Source organism: Pseudomonas sp. FP215 (genome assembly GCF_030687795.1).
Lineage (GTDB): Bacteria > Pseudomonadota > Gammaproteobacteria > Pseudomonadales > Pseudomonadaceae > Aquipseudomonas > Aquipseudomonas salmasensis.
In genome coordinates this window covers 2,303,210-2,318,635 of the sequence record NZ_CP117447.1, presented here as the reverse complement: position 1 = coordinate 2,318,635, position 15,426 = coordinate 2,303,210, and the positions used below count along the sequence as shown (strand labels likewise).

Below are 15,426 nucleotides of genomic sequence, written 5' to 3'. Positions count from 1 at the left end.
TGTTCTAAGCCGTTGCAGGATGTAACGCCTGGGGATTGGGATGGAAAAACACATGCTCGCGCACCGGCCCTACGGCGACTTCGCCGATTTCCTCATAGCCCTGGCGCTTGTAGAAATCCAGATAGCGGGAATTGCCAGTGTCGAGCACCACGCCGGATGAATGCGGGTCGTCGGCACACCAATTGTGTACCGCTTCCAGCAACTGCTCACCATGGTGCTTGCCCTGGAACTGCGGATGAATGCCCAGCAGCGGCAGCACATGCACAGACGCGGTGGGCAGGCACGCCATGACGGCATGATGGTATTCCAGGTAACGCCGCGTACCCCGCACGCCGGTGCTCAGCCACATACGGATTTGCCAGGCCCAGCTTTCGGTGATGCCCAGGCGCCGCTGGGGCGGTGCAATCAAGGCGATACCGATCAGCCGGTCGTTGACGAACAGGCCGATGGCCGGAAGTTTCTGGAAGAAATGCTGCTTGACCAGTTCGCGCACCGTGGCACGTACTCGCTGTTCATAGCCCGGCCGCTCGGCTTCGAAGATGTAGGCGAAGGTCGGCTCATGGCGATACGCCTGGTACAGCAGGGATCGCGCTTCACGGGAGTAGCCGCTATTGAGCAGGCGGATTTCGGCAGTCGAAGTCTCAGGCATACAGTCAATCTCCCTGGGCGCCACTGAAAAAGATGGCGTTCTTATGGGTACGAACCTACACAGCACCAGTCGTTCCCACATTAGCAGCGCATTCACCCTACCGCCACGCTGGCCCCCGTCCGACTTGTCGGCTAGCATCGCCCTTTTGCCAGACTGGACTGCCGACCATGAAAATCGTCTCCTTCAATATCAACGGGCTGCGTGCTCGCCCTCATCAGTTGGCGGCGCTGATTGAAAAGCATCAACCGGACGTGATCGGCCTGCAGGAAACCAAGGTCCACGATGATCAGTTCCCGCTGGCCGAAGTGCAGGCCCTGGGTTATCACGTGTATTACCACGGGCAGAAAGGCCACTACGGCGTGGCGCTGCTTTCGCGCAAAGAAGCGTTGAGCGTGCACAAAGGCTTTGCCAGCGATGAAGAAGACGCCCAGCGCCGGTTTATCTGGGGCACCTTCGCCGATGAAAACGGCCAGCCGGTGACCATCATGAACGGCTACTTCCCCCAGGGCGAAAGCCGCGACCACCCGACCAAGTTCCCGGCCAAGCAGCGCTTCTACGCAGACTTGCAGCACCTGCTGGAAACCCAGTTCAGCAACGACCAGGCTTTGGTGGTGATGGGCGACGTGAACATTTCCCCACAAGACTGCGACATCGGCATCGGCGCCGACAACGCCAAGCGCTGGCTGAAAACCGGCAAGTGCAGCTTCCTGCCGGAAGAACGCGAGTGGATGGAGCGCCTGAAGAGCTGGGGCCTGGTGGACAGCTTCCGCCACCTCAACCCGGACGTGACCGACCGCTTCAGCTGGTTCGATTACCGCAGCCGTGGCTTTGAGGACGAGCCCAAGCGCGGGCTGCGCATCGACGTGATCATGGCCTCCACTGGTTTGGTGCCACGGGTCAAGGATGCCGGGGTGGATTACGATTTGCGCGGGTTGGAGAAACCGTCAGACCATGCGCCGATCTGGCTGGAGCTGAGCTGACCCTACGGCCCAATGTGGGAGCTGGCTTGCCTGCGATTGCCATAGGTATCTACACAGCTCTGTAGCGCTCAACGGTAACCACGATACGAAGCGAGCCGCTCTTGATCTTGATCTGCTTTTGATCTTGATCTCAGGCGCCCCGTTAAACCACGCTGGCCGAACGCAGGCTTGAATTCGTGGGTAACCCGGCAGGACGCCGGGTTAGCCGCCCCGCGCCATGGATGGCGCGTGGCGGCGGCCCACGGATTCAAGCCTGTGTTCGGGCACACCGAGCCCAAGCGAGGTGCCGAGTGGTGGGGCAAGAGCCCTTTGGTTACTTTGGGGCTCTTCCAAAGTGACCCGCCGTCAGGCGGAACCCTAAGCGGCCGTTACCGCAGCAATGGATATATACACCATCCAACCGTGTTGACTGCCAGGCCGCCATCGCAGGCAAGCCAGCTCCCACAGCTTGAACCGTGTTGTGTCGGTCATATGGCTGCAATCCAACTGACTTAATCTTGCGGCACTCCCTTTGGCTTGAGAAGGTGCCGGCATGATGCTGCGCGTTCTGTTCCTGTATTTTGCAATCGCCCTCCCCGCCGTGGCGGCCCCTCTGCCCATTCCCGACCAAGGCCCGGCCCTGCGCATCCAGGGCTCCAACACCATCGGCGCAGCACTCGGCCCGGCGCTGGCCAAGGGTTTGATGGAGCATCAGGGCTTGCAGGACGTACACGCTGAAGCGGGTGCCGGGGCCAATGAACAGCGCGTGGTTGGCAAGACACGCCAAGGCCAGACAGTCACCATCGAGGTGGCGGCCCACGGCTCCAGCACCGGCTTTACGGCGCTGAAAAACAACCGCGCCGACCTCGCCGCAGCCTCCCGCCCGATCAAAGACAGCGAACTGATGGACCTCGCCCCCTTAGGTGACTTGAAAAGCCCAGGCGCTGAGCATGTGATCGCCATCGATGGCCTGGCAATCATCGTCAACCCGCGTAACCCGCTCAGTACCCTGAACACCGAGCAATTGGCGCAGATCTTCAACGGCGAAGTCAGCACCTGGGAGGCACTGGGCGGTACAGGCGGGGCCATTCATTTATATGCACGGGATGATCAATCCGGCACCTTCGACACCTTCCGGGAATTGGTGCTGAGCCGCCGCGGCCAACCGCTCGCGCCGTCGGCCAAGCGCTTTGAATCCAGCGAACAGCTGTCCGATGCGGTGAGCCAGGACCCGCAAGGCATCGGCTTTATCGGCCTGCCCTCTGTGCGCCAGGCCAAGGCGGTGGCGATTGCCGATGGCGACTCGCAACCCATGTTGCCGCTGACCAGCCTGATCGCCACCGAAGATTACCCGCTGTCACGCCGGCTGTTCTTCTACTTGCCGCCCTCTTCCCCCAACCCGTGGGCCAAGGCGTTGGTGGACTTTACCCAAGGCAGCCAGGGCCAGGCGATGGTGGCCGCCAATGGCTTTATCGCCCAGCAGGTGCAAGCGATTGGCGTGGCGCCGCGCCCGTCGATGCCCGACGACTACCAGGCCATCGCCCGTGACGCTCAGCGACTGACAGTGAATTTTCGCTTCGACGAGGGCAGCGCCAGCCTCGACAACAAGGCGCGCCAGGATGTGCAGCGGGTGGTGGCCTATATCAGAAGCCACGGCAAGCTGGATAAACAGGTGACGCTGGTGGGGTTTGGCGACACCAAGAATGACCCACAACGTGCAGCCTTGTTGTCGAAATTGCGGGCGATGGCAGTGCGCCGGGAGCTGGCTAAGAGCGGCGTGGTGCTCAAGGATATTCGCGGGTTTGGCGCGCAGATGCCGGTGGCGGCCAATACGGCGGATGAGGGGCGGATCAAGAATCGGCGGGTGGAGGTGTGGGTGTACTGAGGCTTGAGTGAAGATCGTTCCCACGCTCCGAGTGGGAATGCCGCTCTGGACGCTCCGCGTCCGTTCTTGAAAGGGTGACGCAGAGCGTCACGGGAGGCGTTCCCACGCAGAGCGTGGGAACGATCATCAGTGTTACTGCCCACCGCGCATCAATTCCCGCGGCACATATTTGCCAATCTCAAACTTGCCAATCGCCGCGCGGTGCACTTCGTCCGGGCCGTCGGCCAGGCGCAAGGTACGTTGCATGGCGTACATATAGGCCAGCGGGAAATCGTTGGAAACCCCGGCGCCGCCGTGCATCTGGATCGCGCGATCGATGACCTTCAAGGCCACATTCGGCGCCACCACCTTGATCTGGGCGATTTCGCTTTTCGCCACTTTGTTGCCCACGGTGTCCATCATGTACGCCGCCTTCAAGGTCAACAGGCGAGCCATGTCAATTTCCATGCGTGAGTCGGCGATCTTGTCGATATTGCCGCCCAACCGTGCCAAGGGCTTGCCGAACGCGGTACGGCTGACCGAGCGTTTGCACATCAATTCCAGTGCGCGCTCGGCCATGCCGATCGAACGCATGCAGTGGTGGATACGGCCTGGGCCAAGGCGGCCCTGGGCGATCTCGAAGCCACGGCCTTCGCCCAACAACACGTTTTCATACGGCACACGCACATTATCGAACAGCACTTCGGCATGGCCGTGAGGCGCATCGTCGTAGCCGAATACCGGCAGCGGCCGCAGGATTTTCACGCCTGGGGTATCGACCGGCACCAGGATCATCGAGTGCTGCTGATGGCGTGGAGCATCGGGGTTGCTCAGGCCCATGAAGATCAGGATCTTGCAGCGCGGGTCGCAAGCACCGGACGTCCACCATTTCTTGCCGTTGATCACCCACTCGTCGCCCTGGCGTTCGGCGCGGGCCGCCATGTTGGTGGCGTCCGAGGACGCCACATCCGGTTCGGTCATGGCAAAGGCCGAGCGAATCTCGCCGCGCAGCAGGGGTTCGAGCCAGCGCTGCTTCTGTTCTTCGTTGGCGTAGCGCACCAGCACTTCCATATTGCCGGTGTCCGGGGCGGAGCAGTTGAACGGCTCCGGGCCCAGCAACGAGCGGCCCATGATTTCCGCCAAGGGTGCGTATTCAAGGTTGCTCAGGCCGGCGCCCAGTTCGGATTCCGGCAGGAACAGGTTCCACAAGCCCTCGGCCTTCGCCTTGGCCTTGAGTTCTTCCATGATTGCCGTGGGCTGCCAGCGATCACCTTCGCTGACTTGGCGTTCAAATACCGGTTCGGCCGGGTAGACATAAGCGTCCATGAACGCAGTGACGCGTTCACGCAGTTCCTGAACCTTGGGCGAATAGGCGAAATCCATGAGCAGCTCCCTTCTCTGAGAGGTTGTTTAGGTCATGCATTCGATGCTAGAACAGCGCTGATAATTTACCTAGCCTATTCTCGGCGTGTATTAACATTCATCACCGATATATGATCGGCGCATGGGCACCTCACAATAAGAGCGCAACGAAATGAATCTGAGCAAGGTCGATCTCAACCTCTTCATCGTCTTTGATGCGATCTACACCGAAGCCAACCTGACCCGCGCCGGGCAGATCGTCGGTATCACCCAGCCGGCGGTGTCCAACGCCCTGGCACGGTTGCGCGAGACCTTCAACGACCCGCTGTTCGTGCGCACCGCCCAAGGCATGGTGCCCACGCCCATGGCACAGAACATCATCGGCCCGGTGCGCAATGCGTTGTCGTTGCTGCGCGTGTCGGTGCAGGAAAGCCGCATCTTCAACCCACAGCAGGCGGCCAAGACCTACCGCATCAGCATGACCGACCTGACCGAAGCGGTGATCCTGCCGCTGCTGTTCCAGCGCCTGCGTCGGCTGGCGCCGACGGTGGTGATCGAGAGCTTCCTGTCCAAACGCCGCGAAACCACCAAGGAACTCGCGGCCGGGCGCCTGGATTTTGCCGTGGATGCGCCGCTCAACACCGACCCGCAGGTGCGCCACGTCAAGCTGATGGAAGACCGCTACGTGTGTGCCATGCGCAAGGGCCACCCGATGGCGGGCAAGGACAAATTCACGCTGGATGATTACCTGTCACTGACCCACATTCATATCTCCAGCCGTCGCAACGGTTTGGGTTATGTGGACCTGGCCCTGGGCAAGATGGGCATCCAGCGCAAGATCGCCCTGCGTTCCCAGCATTACCTGATGGCCTCCCAGGTGCTGCAACAGACCGACATGGTGATGACCGTGCCCGAGCGTTTCGCCCGCCGCCATGAACTGCACTGGTTCCATCTGCCGGTCAACAACGTGCCGCCGGTGGAAACCCATTTGTACTGGCACGAGAGCACCGACCAGGACCCGGCGAACCGCTGGATGCGTGAACAGATGATCGAGTTGTGCCAGCAGGTGACGGCCCAGGAAAAGAAGTTGGATAAACAACAGGCTTGAAGTTGAAGGGCTACCCCTGTGAGCGCATAGGTATCTACACAACTTCGGTAGGACGCCGAACCTGTGGCGAGGGAGCTTGCTCCCGTGACGGCCTGATAGCCGACGCTGATCTAACTGACGCACCGTGATCCAAATGTGGGAGCTGGCTTGCCTGCGATGACGGCCTGCCAGCCGACGCCTATCTACCTGACGCGCCGCAGTCCAAATGTGGGAGCTGGCTTGCCTGCGAAGACGGCCTCCCAGCCGACGCCTATCTACCTGACGCGCCGCAGTCCAAATGTGGGAGCTGGCTTGCCTGCGAAGACGGCCTCCCAGCCGACGCCTATCTACCTGACGCGCCGCAGTCCAAATGTGGGAGCTGGCTTGCCTGCGAAGACGGCCTGACAGTCAACACCGTTGGACCGTGTACATATCCATTGCTGCGGTAACGGCCACCTAGGGTTCCGCCCTGACGGCGGCTCACTTTTGAACAGCGCAAAAGTAAGCAAAACGCTCTTGCCCCACCACTCGGCACCTCGCCTAGGCTCGGTGTGCCCGTAATCCGCCAGTGATTTGGGGGGCCGCCGCCACGCGCCATCCATGGCGCGGGGCGGCTAAACCGGCATCCCTGCCGGTTTACCCCCCAAATCCCTGTCGAATTCCGGCCAGCGTGGTTTAACGGGGCCGGCGTTTTTCAAGGTAGTTGTCGCGTCCACCGTCGCGCTACGCGATTTTTATTACCACGGTCAGCTCCCTTTCGGGGTTCAGATACACCGTCCCGATAGGGTTCCAGTTGCGTGTCTCTCCTGACCATCGTTCCGGTCTTTTCTCTCTGGCCTGCCGGTATATCGCATCTCGACGAGCCAAGATTTCTCGGTCTTTTCCTTCATGACGTTGAGCCGGTGTTACGAAGCGGATCCGGCTATGACGGTGCACGGTGTTGTACCAGGTCATAAAATTCCTCACCCAGATACGCGCATCATCCAGGCTGGTAAACCCTGCCTGTGGCCACTGCGGGCAGTATTTCAGTGTCCTGAACAGTGATTCCGAGTACGGGTTGTCGTTGCTAACCCGTGGTCGACCGCGAGACGGCGTGATGCCCAGGTCATACATCTTGGTCAGTAACGTCACCGATTTCATTGGTGCACCATTGTCCGAGTGAAGCACCAGCGGCTGGCGCCAACACTTCTCCTGAGTCACGCTTCGTTGCAGCAACGCTGCCGCCTTTTCCCCGCTCTCGGCTTCATAAACTTCCCAGCCCACGGCTTTTCGGCTGTAGATGTCTTCGATCAGATAGAGATAGTAAAATTTCCCGCGAACCGGGGACGGCAGGTAGGTGATGTCCCATGACCACACCTGATTAGCTGAAGTCGCTGCGTAAGTGGTCGGTGCCTCATGGCGATGCGGTCGCTTGGCTCTGGATCGGTGATGCTGCTGACCTGCCGCATGCAGCACACGATAAAAAGTCGCCTCCGAGGCTACATATCTTCCTTCATCGGCCAATTGCGGCACGATCTGGCTTGGCGGGAGGTGCGCGTAAGCTTTGCTGTTGCACAGCGTCACGATGCCTTGTCGCTCAAGCTCACTGAGCGCGTTGTTCGGTATCGGCCTGAGCGTCGTCGTGCGTCCATCTGCCAAGAGTTCTTGCGGCAAGCTCCAACGTTGCAGCGTCCTCAGTGAAATGCCTACCTCCTGACAAGCAGGCGCCCTGCGGGCGCCCGCCAGAATGGCTTCATTAAGCCAATCAACGAGTAAATACCGTTCTGGCAACAAGGTCAGGTGGCCTCGTCGTCGCTCCCCCAGTAGGCATTGAGCTTTTTTCGTAGTACCAGTAAAGCCGCTGTTTCAGCCAGGGCTGCATCTTTGCGGCGCAACTCACGTTCAAGTTCACGGATACGATTTTTATCATCTCGTGACTGTCCGGAGCTTGCAGTTTTCGCGGTTGACTGTTTCGTGCTGCCGGCAATAAAAGCGTTGCGCCAATCGGTTATTTGCTCGGGAAAAATACCTTTTCGTCGGCAGTACTCACCGATTTCCAGTTCCGATAGCGAACCTGTTTCTATGATGATCGCCAGCTTGGATTCGGCTGACCAATTTTCGGCCGGTTGCTTGGCATCGGACAATTGCGTTCCTCTGGCGGCAGCTTGTTTGCGCCAATAATGGAGAGACATATCGCTACAACCTTCGCGCCGAGCGACCTCCGCCGCCGAGAGGCTCAGGGGCGGAAGCATCATTTTCAGCAGCGCAGCTTTACGTTCTTCTGAATAGAAAGGCATGACCATACTCTTGCCGCCCCCGGAATGCTTTTCAAAAAGCGGGGGACACGACAACTACCCTGACACCGGGGGGGGCGCTTAAGATCAAAAGCAGATCAAGAGCAAGATCAAGAGCGGCTCGCTTCGCATCGTGGTTACCGTGTGCTGCTACAGCCCAAAAGTTGTGTGGATACCTATGTCTGTGGGAGAAGGCTTGCTGCCGATGGCTGCGCAGCGGCCCTTGACGTTTACGTCAACCTGCAATTAGCTTAGCGCCAAGACTTTCTTGAGCACTGCCATGAGTACCACCTACAGCATCTCCGACCTCGCCCGCGAGCTCGACATCACTACCCGCGCCATTCGGTTCTATGAAGAACAAGGCCTGCTGGCCCCGGAGCGTCGGGGCCAGGAGCGCATTTACTCGGGGCGCGACAAGGTCAGCCTCAAGCTGATCCTGCGTGGCAAGCGCATCGGCTTCTCCCTGGCCGAATGCCGCGAGTTGATCGAACTCTACGACCCCACCGGTGGTAACCAGATCCAACTCAACAGCATGCTGGCCAAGATCGCCGAACGCCGTGAACAGTTGGAACAGCAACTGCTGGATATCGAACAGATGAAGCTGGAACTGGACACCGCTGAAGAGCGTTGCACCCAGGCCCTGGCGCAGACCATCAGCCAAGCCGGCCATTGATCAGAAGGTAACTGCCATGTCTCTCCCCTCCCACGTACGCCTGGTTGAAGTCGGCCCGCGCGACGGTTTGCAGAACGAAGCCCAGCCCATCAGCGTGGCGGATAAGGTCCAACTGGTAGATGCCTTGAGCGCCGCCGGTTTGAGCTACATCGAAGTCGGCAGTTTTGTCTCACCCAAATGGGTGCCGCAAATGGCCGGCTCCGCCGAGGTCTTTGCACAGATCCAGCGCAAGCCCGGTGTGACCTATGGCGCGCTGGCGCCGAACCTGCGCGGCTTCGAGGATGCGCTGGCGGCCGGGGTCAAGGAAGTCGCGGTGTTTGCGGCGGCCTCCGAGGCGTTTTCCCAGCGCAATATCAATTGCTCGATCAGCGAAAGCCTGGAGCGCTTCGCACCGATCATGGCCTCGGCCAAGCAGCACGGCGTGAGCGTACGCGGTTACGTGTCCTGTGTGCTGGGTTGCCCCTATGAAGGCGAGATCGCCCCGGAGCAAGTAGCGGCGGTCGCCCGCGAGTTGTATGCCATGGGCTGCTATGAAGTGTCCCTGGGCGACACTATCGGTACCGGCACGGCGGGCGCTACCCGGCGCCTGTTCGAAGTGGTCGGCGCGCATGTGCCACGGGACAAGCTGGCCGGGCATTTCCACGACACCTACGGGCAGGCCATCGCCAACATCTATGCCAGCCTGCTGGAGGGCATCACGGTGTTCGACAGCTCTATCGCCGGCCTGGGCGGCTGCCCTTACGCCAAAGGCGCCAGCGGTAACGTCGCCACCGAGGACGTGCTGTACCTGCTCAACGGCCTGGGTATCGACACGGGTATCGACCTGGAACGCCTGATTGGCGCCGGCCAACAGATCAGCCAGGTGCTGGGACGGCCAACCGGGTCCCGCGTGGCGAAGGTGCGTAACGCCGGGTGAGTAGCACAGCTGTGACAATGTGTTACCGCGCCCCGGCATAACGGGTAACGCGGGAACAAAATCGGCCGCACCGACTGAACGAAAATGCCGACCAAAAAACCAAACCATTGATTTCAAAGGCTTTTAAAAAGTTGGCACGCCTTCTGCTATCTCTATGGCATAACAAGAATAAAAAGCGCCAAACCTAATAAAAATAAGACGAAACGACTCTGACATAACAAAAACAACACGGCAGAGACGCAGCTAACAGATTTTTTTGGAGAAGATGTGCTTCCCAGGGTACGGCATGCCGCAACCCGCAACCGGATAGAGAAAAATAAAACTACTTAAGGTAGCTACCCACTGGTTGGATCGTTTACGAAGAAGCAGGTCAGCGTTCAAAAAAATACGTTTGCTCTTGACCCCGGATGGGGGTCGCCAAAAAAGCGGTACGGGCCACGGCTACCAAAAACAACAACAGGCCGCCCCTCAATAATAAGAAAAGAGCACGCAACGACAAATTAAAGGGGACCTTCGGGTCCCCTTTGTGCTTTCTGGGTTTCACAATTTGGGTGGCACAGCGCAGCTCAGTGTGGGAGCTTGCCATAGGTATCTACACAACTCTGCAGCTCTCAACGGTAACCACGATGCGAAGCGAGCCGCTCTTGATCTGCTTTTGATCTTGATCTCAGGCGCCCCGTCAAACCACGCTGGCCGAACGCAGGCTTGAATTCGTGGGTAACCCGGCAGGACGCCGGGTTAGCCGCCCCGCGCCATGGATGGCGCGTGGCGGCGGCCCACGGATTCAAGCCTGTGTTCGGGCACACCGAGCCTAAGCGAGGTGCCGAGTGGTGGGGCAAGAGCGCTTTGGTTACTTTCGCGCTTTTCGAAAGTGACCCGCTGTCAGAGCGGAACCCTAGGTGGCCGTTACCGCAGGAATGGATATGCACATAATGTGTTGACTGCCAGGCCGCCTTCGCGAGCAAGCCCGCTCCCACCGTTGGATCTCGCGGGGTCAGGTAGACATGCAGAGGTCCCCCAGGGGTCTGAAGTTGTCACCGCGCTTGCAGCTCCTGGATGGAAATCTCACGCATCCGAAATTTCTGAATCTTGCCCGTCACCGTCATCGGAAACTCATCCACGAACTTGAAATGCCTGGGAGTCTTGAAATGGGCGATACGGTCCTTGCACCAACTCAACAACTCCAGCTCGTTGGCCACCTGCCCGGGATGGAACTTAATCCAGGCAACAATCTCTTCGCCGTAACGCTCATCTGGAACACCGATGATCTGCACGTCCGCTACGGCCGGATGGGTAAAGAAAAACTCCTCCAGCTCACGCGGGTAAACGTTCTCGCCCCCGCGAATGATCATGTCTTTGTTACGCCCGGCAATGCACACATAACCCTGATCATCCATGGTCGCCAGATCACCAGTATGCATCCAGCCGGCGTCGTCGATGGCTTCACGGGTGCCCTCAGGGTTGTTCCAGTAACCGAGCATCACACTGTAACCCCGGGTGCACAGCTCACCGATCATGCCGCGCGCCACGGTGTTACCAACCTCGTCGACAATCTTGGTTTCCAGTTGCGGTTGGGTGCGGCCCACGGTGGTGACACGCCGTTCTATATCGTCATCCGCGCCGGTCTGCAGCGACACCGGGCTGGTTTCGGTCATGCCGTAGGCGATCTGCACTTCACCCATGTGCAGCTCATGAATGACCCGACGCATCACCTCGATCGGGCACGTCGCCCCAGCCATGATGCCGGTGCGCAGGCTGGACAGGTCGAACTCGGCCCGGCGAGGGTGATCGAGTAGCGCGATGAACATGGTCGGCACGCCGTATAAGCCGGTGGCTTTTTCGTCGGCGACGGCGCTTAGCGTCAGCAGCGGGTCGAAACCGTCATTGGGGTAGATCATGGTAGTGCCATGGGTGATGCAACCGAGGTTGCCCATGACCATGCCGAAGCAGTGATACAGCGGCACCGGGATCACCAGGCGGTCCCCTGCCGTCAGGCCCAGGCTTTCACCGACCATGTAACCGTTATTGAGGATGTTGTGATGACTGAGGGTGGCGCCCTTGGGGAAGCCGGTGGTGCCGGAGGTGTACTGGATATTCACAGGTTGATCGAAATGCAGGCTGGCCTGGCGGCTGTGCAGTTGCTCGGGCGACACGCCTGCACCAAGGGCCGCCAACTGCGACCAGGGCATAAATCCCGGCGGCGGGCTGGGGTCGAGGCTGATGAGGCCGCGCAGCTCTGGCTTCAGCGCCTGGAGCATGGCGTGGTAATCGGAGCTCTTGAACGAACCGGCGCATACCAGCCATTGGCAGCCGGACTGCTTGAGCACGTAATCCAACTCGCTGCTGCGATACGCCGGGTTGATATTGACCAGGATCACCCCGAGCTTGGCGCTCGCCACCTGGCAGATCAACCACTCGGCACAGTTAGGCGCCCAGATACCCAGGCGGTCGCCGGTTTGCATGCCCAGGGCGAGGAACGCGCGGGCGTGTAGCTCAACCGTCTCGGCCAGCTGTCGCCAGGTGTAGCGCCGCTGCTGGTGGAGCACCACCAAGGCTTCGCCCTGTGGAAACTGCGCGACGGTGTGATCGAATGCCTGGCCAATGGTCATGGCCAGCAAGGTCTTATCCTGGGAGCCACGGCTGTAGCTCGGGTGCGGTTGATCCATAACGACCCCTGTTATCTTTTTTGTAGGTTGACGTATACGTAAACTACGATTGACAGCGCCGTAACGCAAGCTTACGTTAACGTAAAGGTGAGCGCCCTCCTCCCGCGCCCCGCCCACACAACAACAAAGCTCACATTAAGGTGCCTGTCCATGAGTTACCCGTCCCTGAACTTCGCCCTCGGCGAGACCATCGACATGCTGCGCGACCAGGTGCAGTCCTTCGTGGCCAAGGAGATCGCACCGCGCGCGGCCCAGATCGACATCGACAACCTGTTCCCCGCCGACCTGTGGCGCAAGTTCGGCGACATGGGCCTGCTGGGCATCACCGTGCCCGAGGAGTACGGCGGTGCCGGCCTGGGTTACCTGGCCCATGTGGTGAGCATGGAAGAAATCAGCCGCGGCTCGGCTTCGGTGGCGCTGTCCTACGGCGCGCACTCCAACCTGTGCGTCAACCAGATCAACCGCAACGGCAACCATGCACAAAAACTCAAGTACCTGCCCAAGCTGATCAGCGGCGAACACATCGGCGCCCTGGCCATGAGCGAGCCGAATGCCGGTTCTGACGTGGTCTCGATGAAACTGCGCGCCGACAAGCGCGGCGACCATTACGTACTCAATGGCAGCAAGACCTGGATCACCAACGGCCCGGACGCCAATACCTACGTGATCTACGCCAAGACCGACCTGGAAAAAGGCCCCCACGGCATCACCGCCTTCATCGTCGAACGCGACTGGAAAGGCTTCAGCCGCAGCAACAAATTCGACAAGCTGGGCATGCGCGGCTCCAACACCTGCGAGCTGTTTTTTGACGATGTCGAGGTACCCGAAGAAAACATCCTCGGCGTGCTCAATGGCGGCGTGAAAGTGTTGATGAGCGGCCTGGATTACGAACGCGTGGTGCTCTCCGGTGGCCCTACCGGGATCATGCAGGCATGCATGGACTTGATCGTGCCCTACATCCACGACCGCAAGCAGTTCGGCCAGAGCATCGGCGAGTTCCAGCTGATCCAGGGCAAGGTCGCCGACATGTACACCCAACTCAACGCCAGCCGCGCCTACCTCTACGCGGTGGCCCAGGCATGCGAGCGCGGCGAGACCACGCGCAAGGACGCTGCGGGCGTGATCCTTTACAGCGCCGAGCGCGCCACGCAAATGGCCCTGGATGCGATCCAGATTCTGGGCGGCAATGGCTATATCAATGAATTCCCCGCCGGGCGCCTGCTGCGTGACGCCAAGCTCTACGAAATTGGTGCGGGCACCAGTGAGATTCGGCGGATGTTGATCGGTCGCGAACTGTTCAACGAAACCCGCTGAAGGAGCGCATCATGGCCACCCTGCACACCCAGCTCAACCCGCGCTCGGCGGAGTTCGCCGCTAACCGCGCGGCGATGCTTGAACAGGTCGACGCCCTGCACAGCCTGCTCGTCCACGTCCACCAAGGTGGCGGCGCCAAGGCCCAGGAGCGCCACACCTCTCGCGGCAAGCTGTTGCCCCGCGAGCGCATCAACCGTCTGCTCGACCCGGGCTCGCCGTTTCTGGAGCTGAGCCAACTGGCCGCCCACCAGGTGTATGGCGAAGACGTCCCGGCGGCCGGGGTGATTGCCGGCATCGGCCGGGTGGAAGGCGTCGAATGCATGATCGTGGCCAACGATGCCACGGTCAAAGGCGGCTCCTATTACCCGCTGACCGTTAAAAAACACCTGCGCGCCCAGACCATCGCCGAGCAGAACCGCCTGCCGTGTATCTACCTGGTGGACTCCGGCGGCGCCAACCTGCCACGCCAGGACGAGGTGTTCCCTGACCGCGAGCACTTCGGGCGGATCTTCTTCAACCAGGCCAATATGAGCGCCCAGGGCATTCCACAAATCGCCGTGGTGATGGGCTCGTGCACCGCCGGCGGCGCCTACGTGCCGGCCATGGCCGACGAAGCGATCATGGTGCGCCAGCAAGCCACCATCTTCCTTGCCGGCCCGCCGCTGGTGAAGGCCGCCACCGGTGAAGTGGTGAGCGCCGAAGACCTGGGCGGTGCCGATGTGCATTGCAAAATCTCGGGCGTGGCCGACCACTATGCCGACAGCGATGAACACGCCCTGGCCCTGGCGCGGCGCAGCGTGGCCAACCTCAATTGGCGCAAGCAAGGTGAGCTGCTGCAACGCCCACCGGTGGCGCCGTTGTACAGCAGCGACGAGCTGTACGGCGTGATCCCGGCGGATGCCAAGCAACCCTTTGATGTGCGCGAAGTCATCGCACGGCTGGTGGATGGCTCGGTGTTCGATGAATTCAAGGCCTTGTTCGGCACGACCCTGGTGTGCGGCTTTGCACATTTGCATGGCTACCCGATTGCGATCCTGGCCAACAACGGCATCCTGTTCGCCGAAGCCGCGCAAAAAGGCGCGCACTTTATCGAACTGGCCTGCCAACGCGGAATTCCCCTGCTGTTCCTGCAAAACATTACTGGCTTTATGGTCGGCCAGAAGTACGAAGCCGGCGGTATTGCCAAGCATGGCGCCAAGCTGGTGACCGCTGTGGCGTGCGCCAAAGTGCCGAAATTCACTGTGATCATCGGTGGCAGCTTTGGCGCGGGGAACTATGGGATGTGTGGCCGCGCCTACGACCCGCGTTTTTTGTGGATGTGGCCCAACGCACGCATTGGCGTGATGGGGGCCGAACAGGCCGCCGGGGTACTGGTGCAGGTCAAGCGCGAACAGGCTGAGCGCGCCGGCAACGGTTTCAGTGCCGAGGAGGAAGCCGCGATCAAGCAGCCGATCCTCGACCAGTATGAAACCCAAGGCCACCCGTACTACTCCAGTGCGCGCTTGTGGGATGACGGCGTGATCGACCCGCTGCAGACCCGCGACGTGCTGGCCCTGGCCTTGTCCGCCGCACTGAACGCCCCCATCGAGCCGAGCCGCTTTGGCGTGTTCCGCATGTAACCTGTAGGAGCGAGCTTGCTCGCGAAGAACCTCAGGGCAACGCG

Annotated in this window: 11 protein-coding genes; 7 read left to right on the top strand and 4 right to left on the bottom strand. The window is 60.3% G+C overall.

The annotated features are described in order from the left end of the window. Nucleotides 1-4: 4 nt before the first annotated feature. Nucleotides 5-649: an N-acetyltransferase gene (locus tag PSH76_RS10710; RefSeq protein WP_305494061.1), complete on the bottom strand. Its 645-nt coding sequence runs from the start codon at nucleotides 647-649 to the stop codon at nucleotides 5-7. 167 nt (nucleotides 650-816) lie between these two features. Between PSH76_RS10710 and xthA the strand changes: the two genes are divergently transcribed. Both xthA and PSH76_RS10700 read left to right on the top strand, forming a co-directional pair. Next, nucleotides 817-1,629 carry an exodeoxyribonuclease III gene (gene xthA / locus PSH76_RS10705; RefSeq protein WP_032896590.1) on the top strand — a complete coding sequence of 271 codons (813 nt, stop codon included), beginning with the start codon at nucleotides 817-819 and terminating at the stop codon, nucleotides 1,627-1,629. A gap of 532 nt (nucleotides 1,630-2,161) precedes the next feature. Beyond that, complete coding sequence (locus PSH76_RS10700) at nucleotides 2,162-3,493, top strand: phosphate ABC transporter substrate-binding/OmpA family protein (RefSeq protein WP_305494060.1); 1,332 nt, start codon at nucleotides 2,162-2,164, stop codon at nucleotides 3,491-3,493. Between the two features lie 132 nt (nucleotides 3,494-3,625). On the opposite strand, the gene PSH76_RS10695 is transcribed toward PSH76_RS10700, so the two are convergent. After that, a complete protein-coding gene (locus PSH76_RS10695; RefSeq protein WP_032896588.1) occupies nucleotides 3,626-4,855 on the bottom strand; it encodes an acyl-CoA dehydrogenase in 1,230 nt (409 codons plus the stop codon). Nucleotides 4,856-5,006: 151 nt separating this feature from the next. Here PSH76_RS10695 and PSH76_RS10690 point away from each other — a divergent pair, with 151 nt between their 5' ends. Then, nucleotides 5,007-5,942, top strand: a complete 936-nt coding sequence (locus PSH76_RS10690) for a LysR family transcriptional regulator (protein ID WP_032896586.1) — start codon at nucleotides 5,007-5,009, stop codon at nucleotides 5,940-5,942. A 702-nt stretch (nucleotides 5,943-6,644) separates the two neighbouring features. Here PSH76_RS10690 and PSH76_RS10685 read toward each other — a convergent pair. Then, nucleotides 6,645-8,197 (bottom strand): IS3 family transposase gene (locus tag PSH76_RS10685; RefSeq protein WP_193791350.1). Its coding sequence is split into 2 segments (ribosomal slippage): nucleotides 6,645-7,735 and nucleotides 7,735-8,197, totalling 1,554 coding nucleotides; the frame shifts between segments, so codons are not numbered across the junction. 277 nt (nucleotides 8,198-8,474) lie between these two features. Here PSH76_RS10685 and PSH76_RS10680 point away from each other — a divergent pair. Both PSH76_RS10680 and PSH76_RS10675 read left to right on the top strand, forming a co-directional pair. Next, on the top strand, nucleotides 8,475-8,867 hold the full coding sequence (locus PSH76_RS10680; protein WP_032896584.1) for a MerR family DNA-binding transcriptional regulator: 393 nt from the start codon (nucleotides 8,475-8,477) through the stop codon (nucleotides 8,865-8,867). 16 nt (nucleotides 8,868-8,883) lie between these two features. After that, the gene (locus tag PSH76_RS10675) at nucleotides 8,884-9,783 is read left to right on the top strand and encodes a hydroxymethylglutaryl-CoA lyase (RefSeq protein ID WP_044274655.1); all 900 of its coding nucleotides are present in this window, start codon (nucleotides 8,884-8,886) and stop codon (nucleotides 9,781-9,783) included. Nucleotides 9,784-10,817: 1,034 nt separating this feature from the next. Here PSH76_RS10675 and PSH76_RS10670 read toward each other — a convergent pair. Continuing rightward, nucleotides 10,818-12,449 carry an AMP-binding protein gene (locus PSH76_RS10670; RefSeq protein ID WP_305494059.1) on the bottom strand — a complete coding sequence of 544 codons (1,632 nt, stop codon included), beginning with the start codon at nucleotides 12,447-12,449 and terminating at the stop codon, nucleotides 10,818-10,820. A 150-nt stretch (nucleotides 12,450-12,599) separates the two neighbouring features. On the opposite strand from PSH76_RS10670, the gene PSH76_RS10665 reads away from it, so the two are divergent. Both PSH76_RS10665 and PSH76_RS10660 read left to right on the top strand, forming a co-directional pair. Beyond that, nucleotides 12,600-13,763, top strand: coding sequence for an isovaleryl-CoA dehydrogenase (locus PSH76_RS10665; RefSeq protein WP_032896578.1), 1,164 nt, complete (start codon nucleotides 12,600-12,602; stop codon nucleotides 13,761-13,763). Between the two features lie 11 nt (nucleotides 13,764-13,774). Next, nucleotides 13,775-15,382 (top strand): carboxyl transferase domain-containing protein, encoded by a 1,608-nt coding sequence (locus tag PSH76_RS10660; protein ID WP_305494058.1) that lies wholly within the window; start codon nucleotides 13,775-13,777, stop codon nucleotides 15,380-15,382. Nucleotides 15,383-15,426 lie beyond the last annotated feature (44 nt).

Coding starts and splice junctions, on each gene's coding strand:
- PSH76_RS10710 (WP_305494061.1), bottom strand. CDS start 649: ATGCCTGAGACTTCGACTGCCGAAATCCGCCTGCTCAATAGCGGCTAC.
- xthA (WP_032896590.1), top strand. CDS start 817: ATGAAAATCGTCTCCTTCAATATCAACGGGCTGCGTGCTCGCCCTCAT.
- PSH76_RS10700 (WP_305494060.1), top strand. CDS start 2,162: ATGATGCTGCGCGTTCTGTTCCTGTATTTTGCAATCGCCCTCCCCGCC.
- PSH76_RS10695 (WP_032896588.1), bottom strand. CDS start 4,855: ATGGATTTCGCCTATTCGCCCAAGGTTCAGGAACTGCGTGAACGCGTC.
- PSH76_RS10690 (WP_032896586.1), top strand. CDS start 5,007: ATGAATCTGAGCAAGGTCGATCTCAACCTCTTCATCGTCTTTGATGCG.
- PSH76_RS10680 (WP_032896584.1), top strand. CDS start 8,475: ATGAGTACCACCTACAGCATCTCCGACCTCGCCCGCGAGCTCGACATC.
- PSH76_RS10675 (WP_044274655.1), top strand. CDS start 8,884: ATGTCTCTCCCCTCCCACGTACGCCTGGTTGAAGTCGGCCCGCGCGAC.
- PSH76_RS10670 (WP_305494059.1), bottom strand. CDS start 12,449: ATGGATCAACCGCACCCGAGCTACAGCCGTGGCTCCCAGGATAAGACC.
- PSH76_RS10665 (WP_032896578.1), top strand. CDS start 12,600: ATGAGTTACCCGTCCCTGAACTTCGCCCTCGGCGAGACCATCGACATG.
- PSH76_RS10660 (WP_305494058.1), top strand. CDS start 13,775: ATGGCCACCCTGCACACCCAGCTCAACCCGCGCTCGGCGGAGTTCGCC.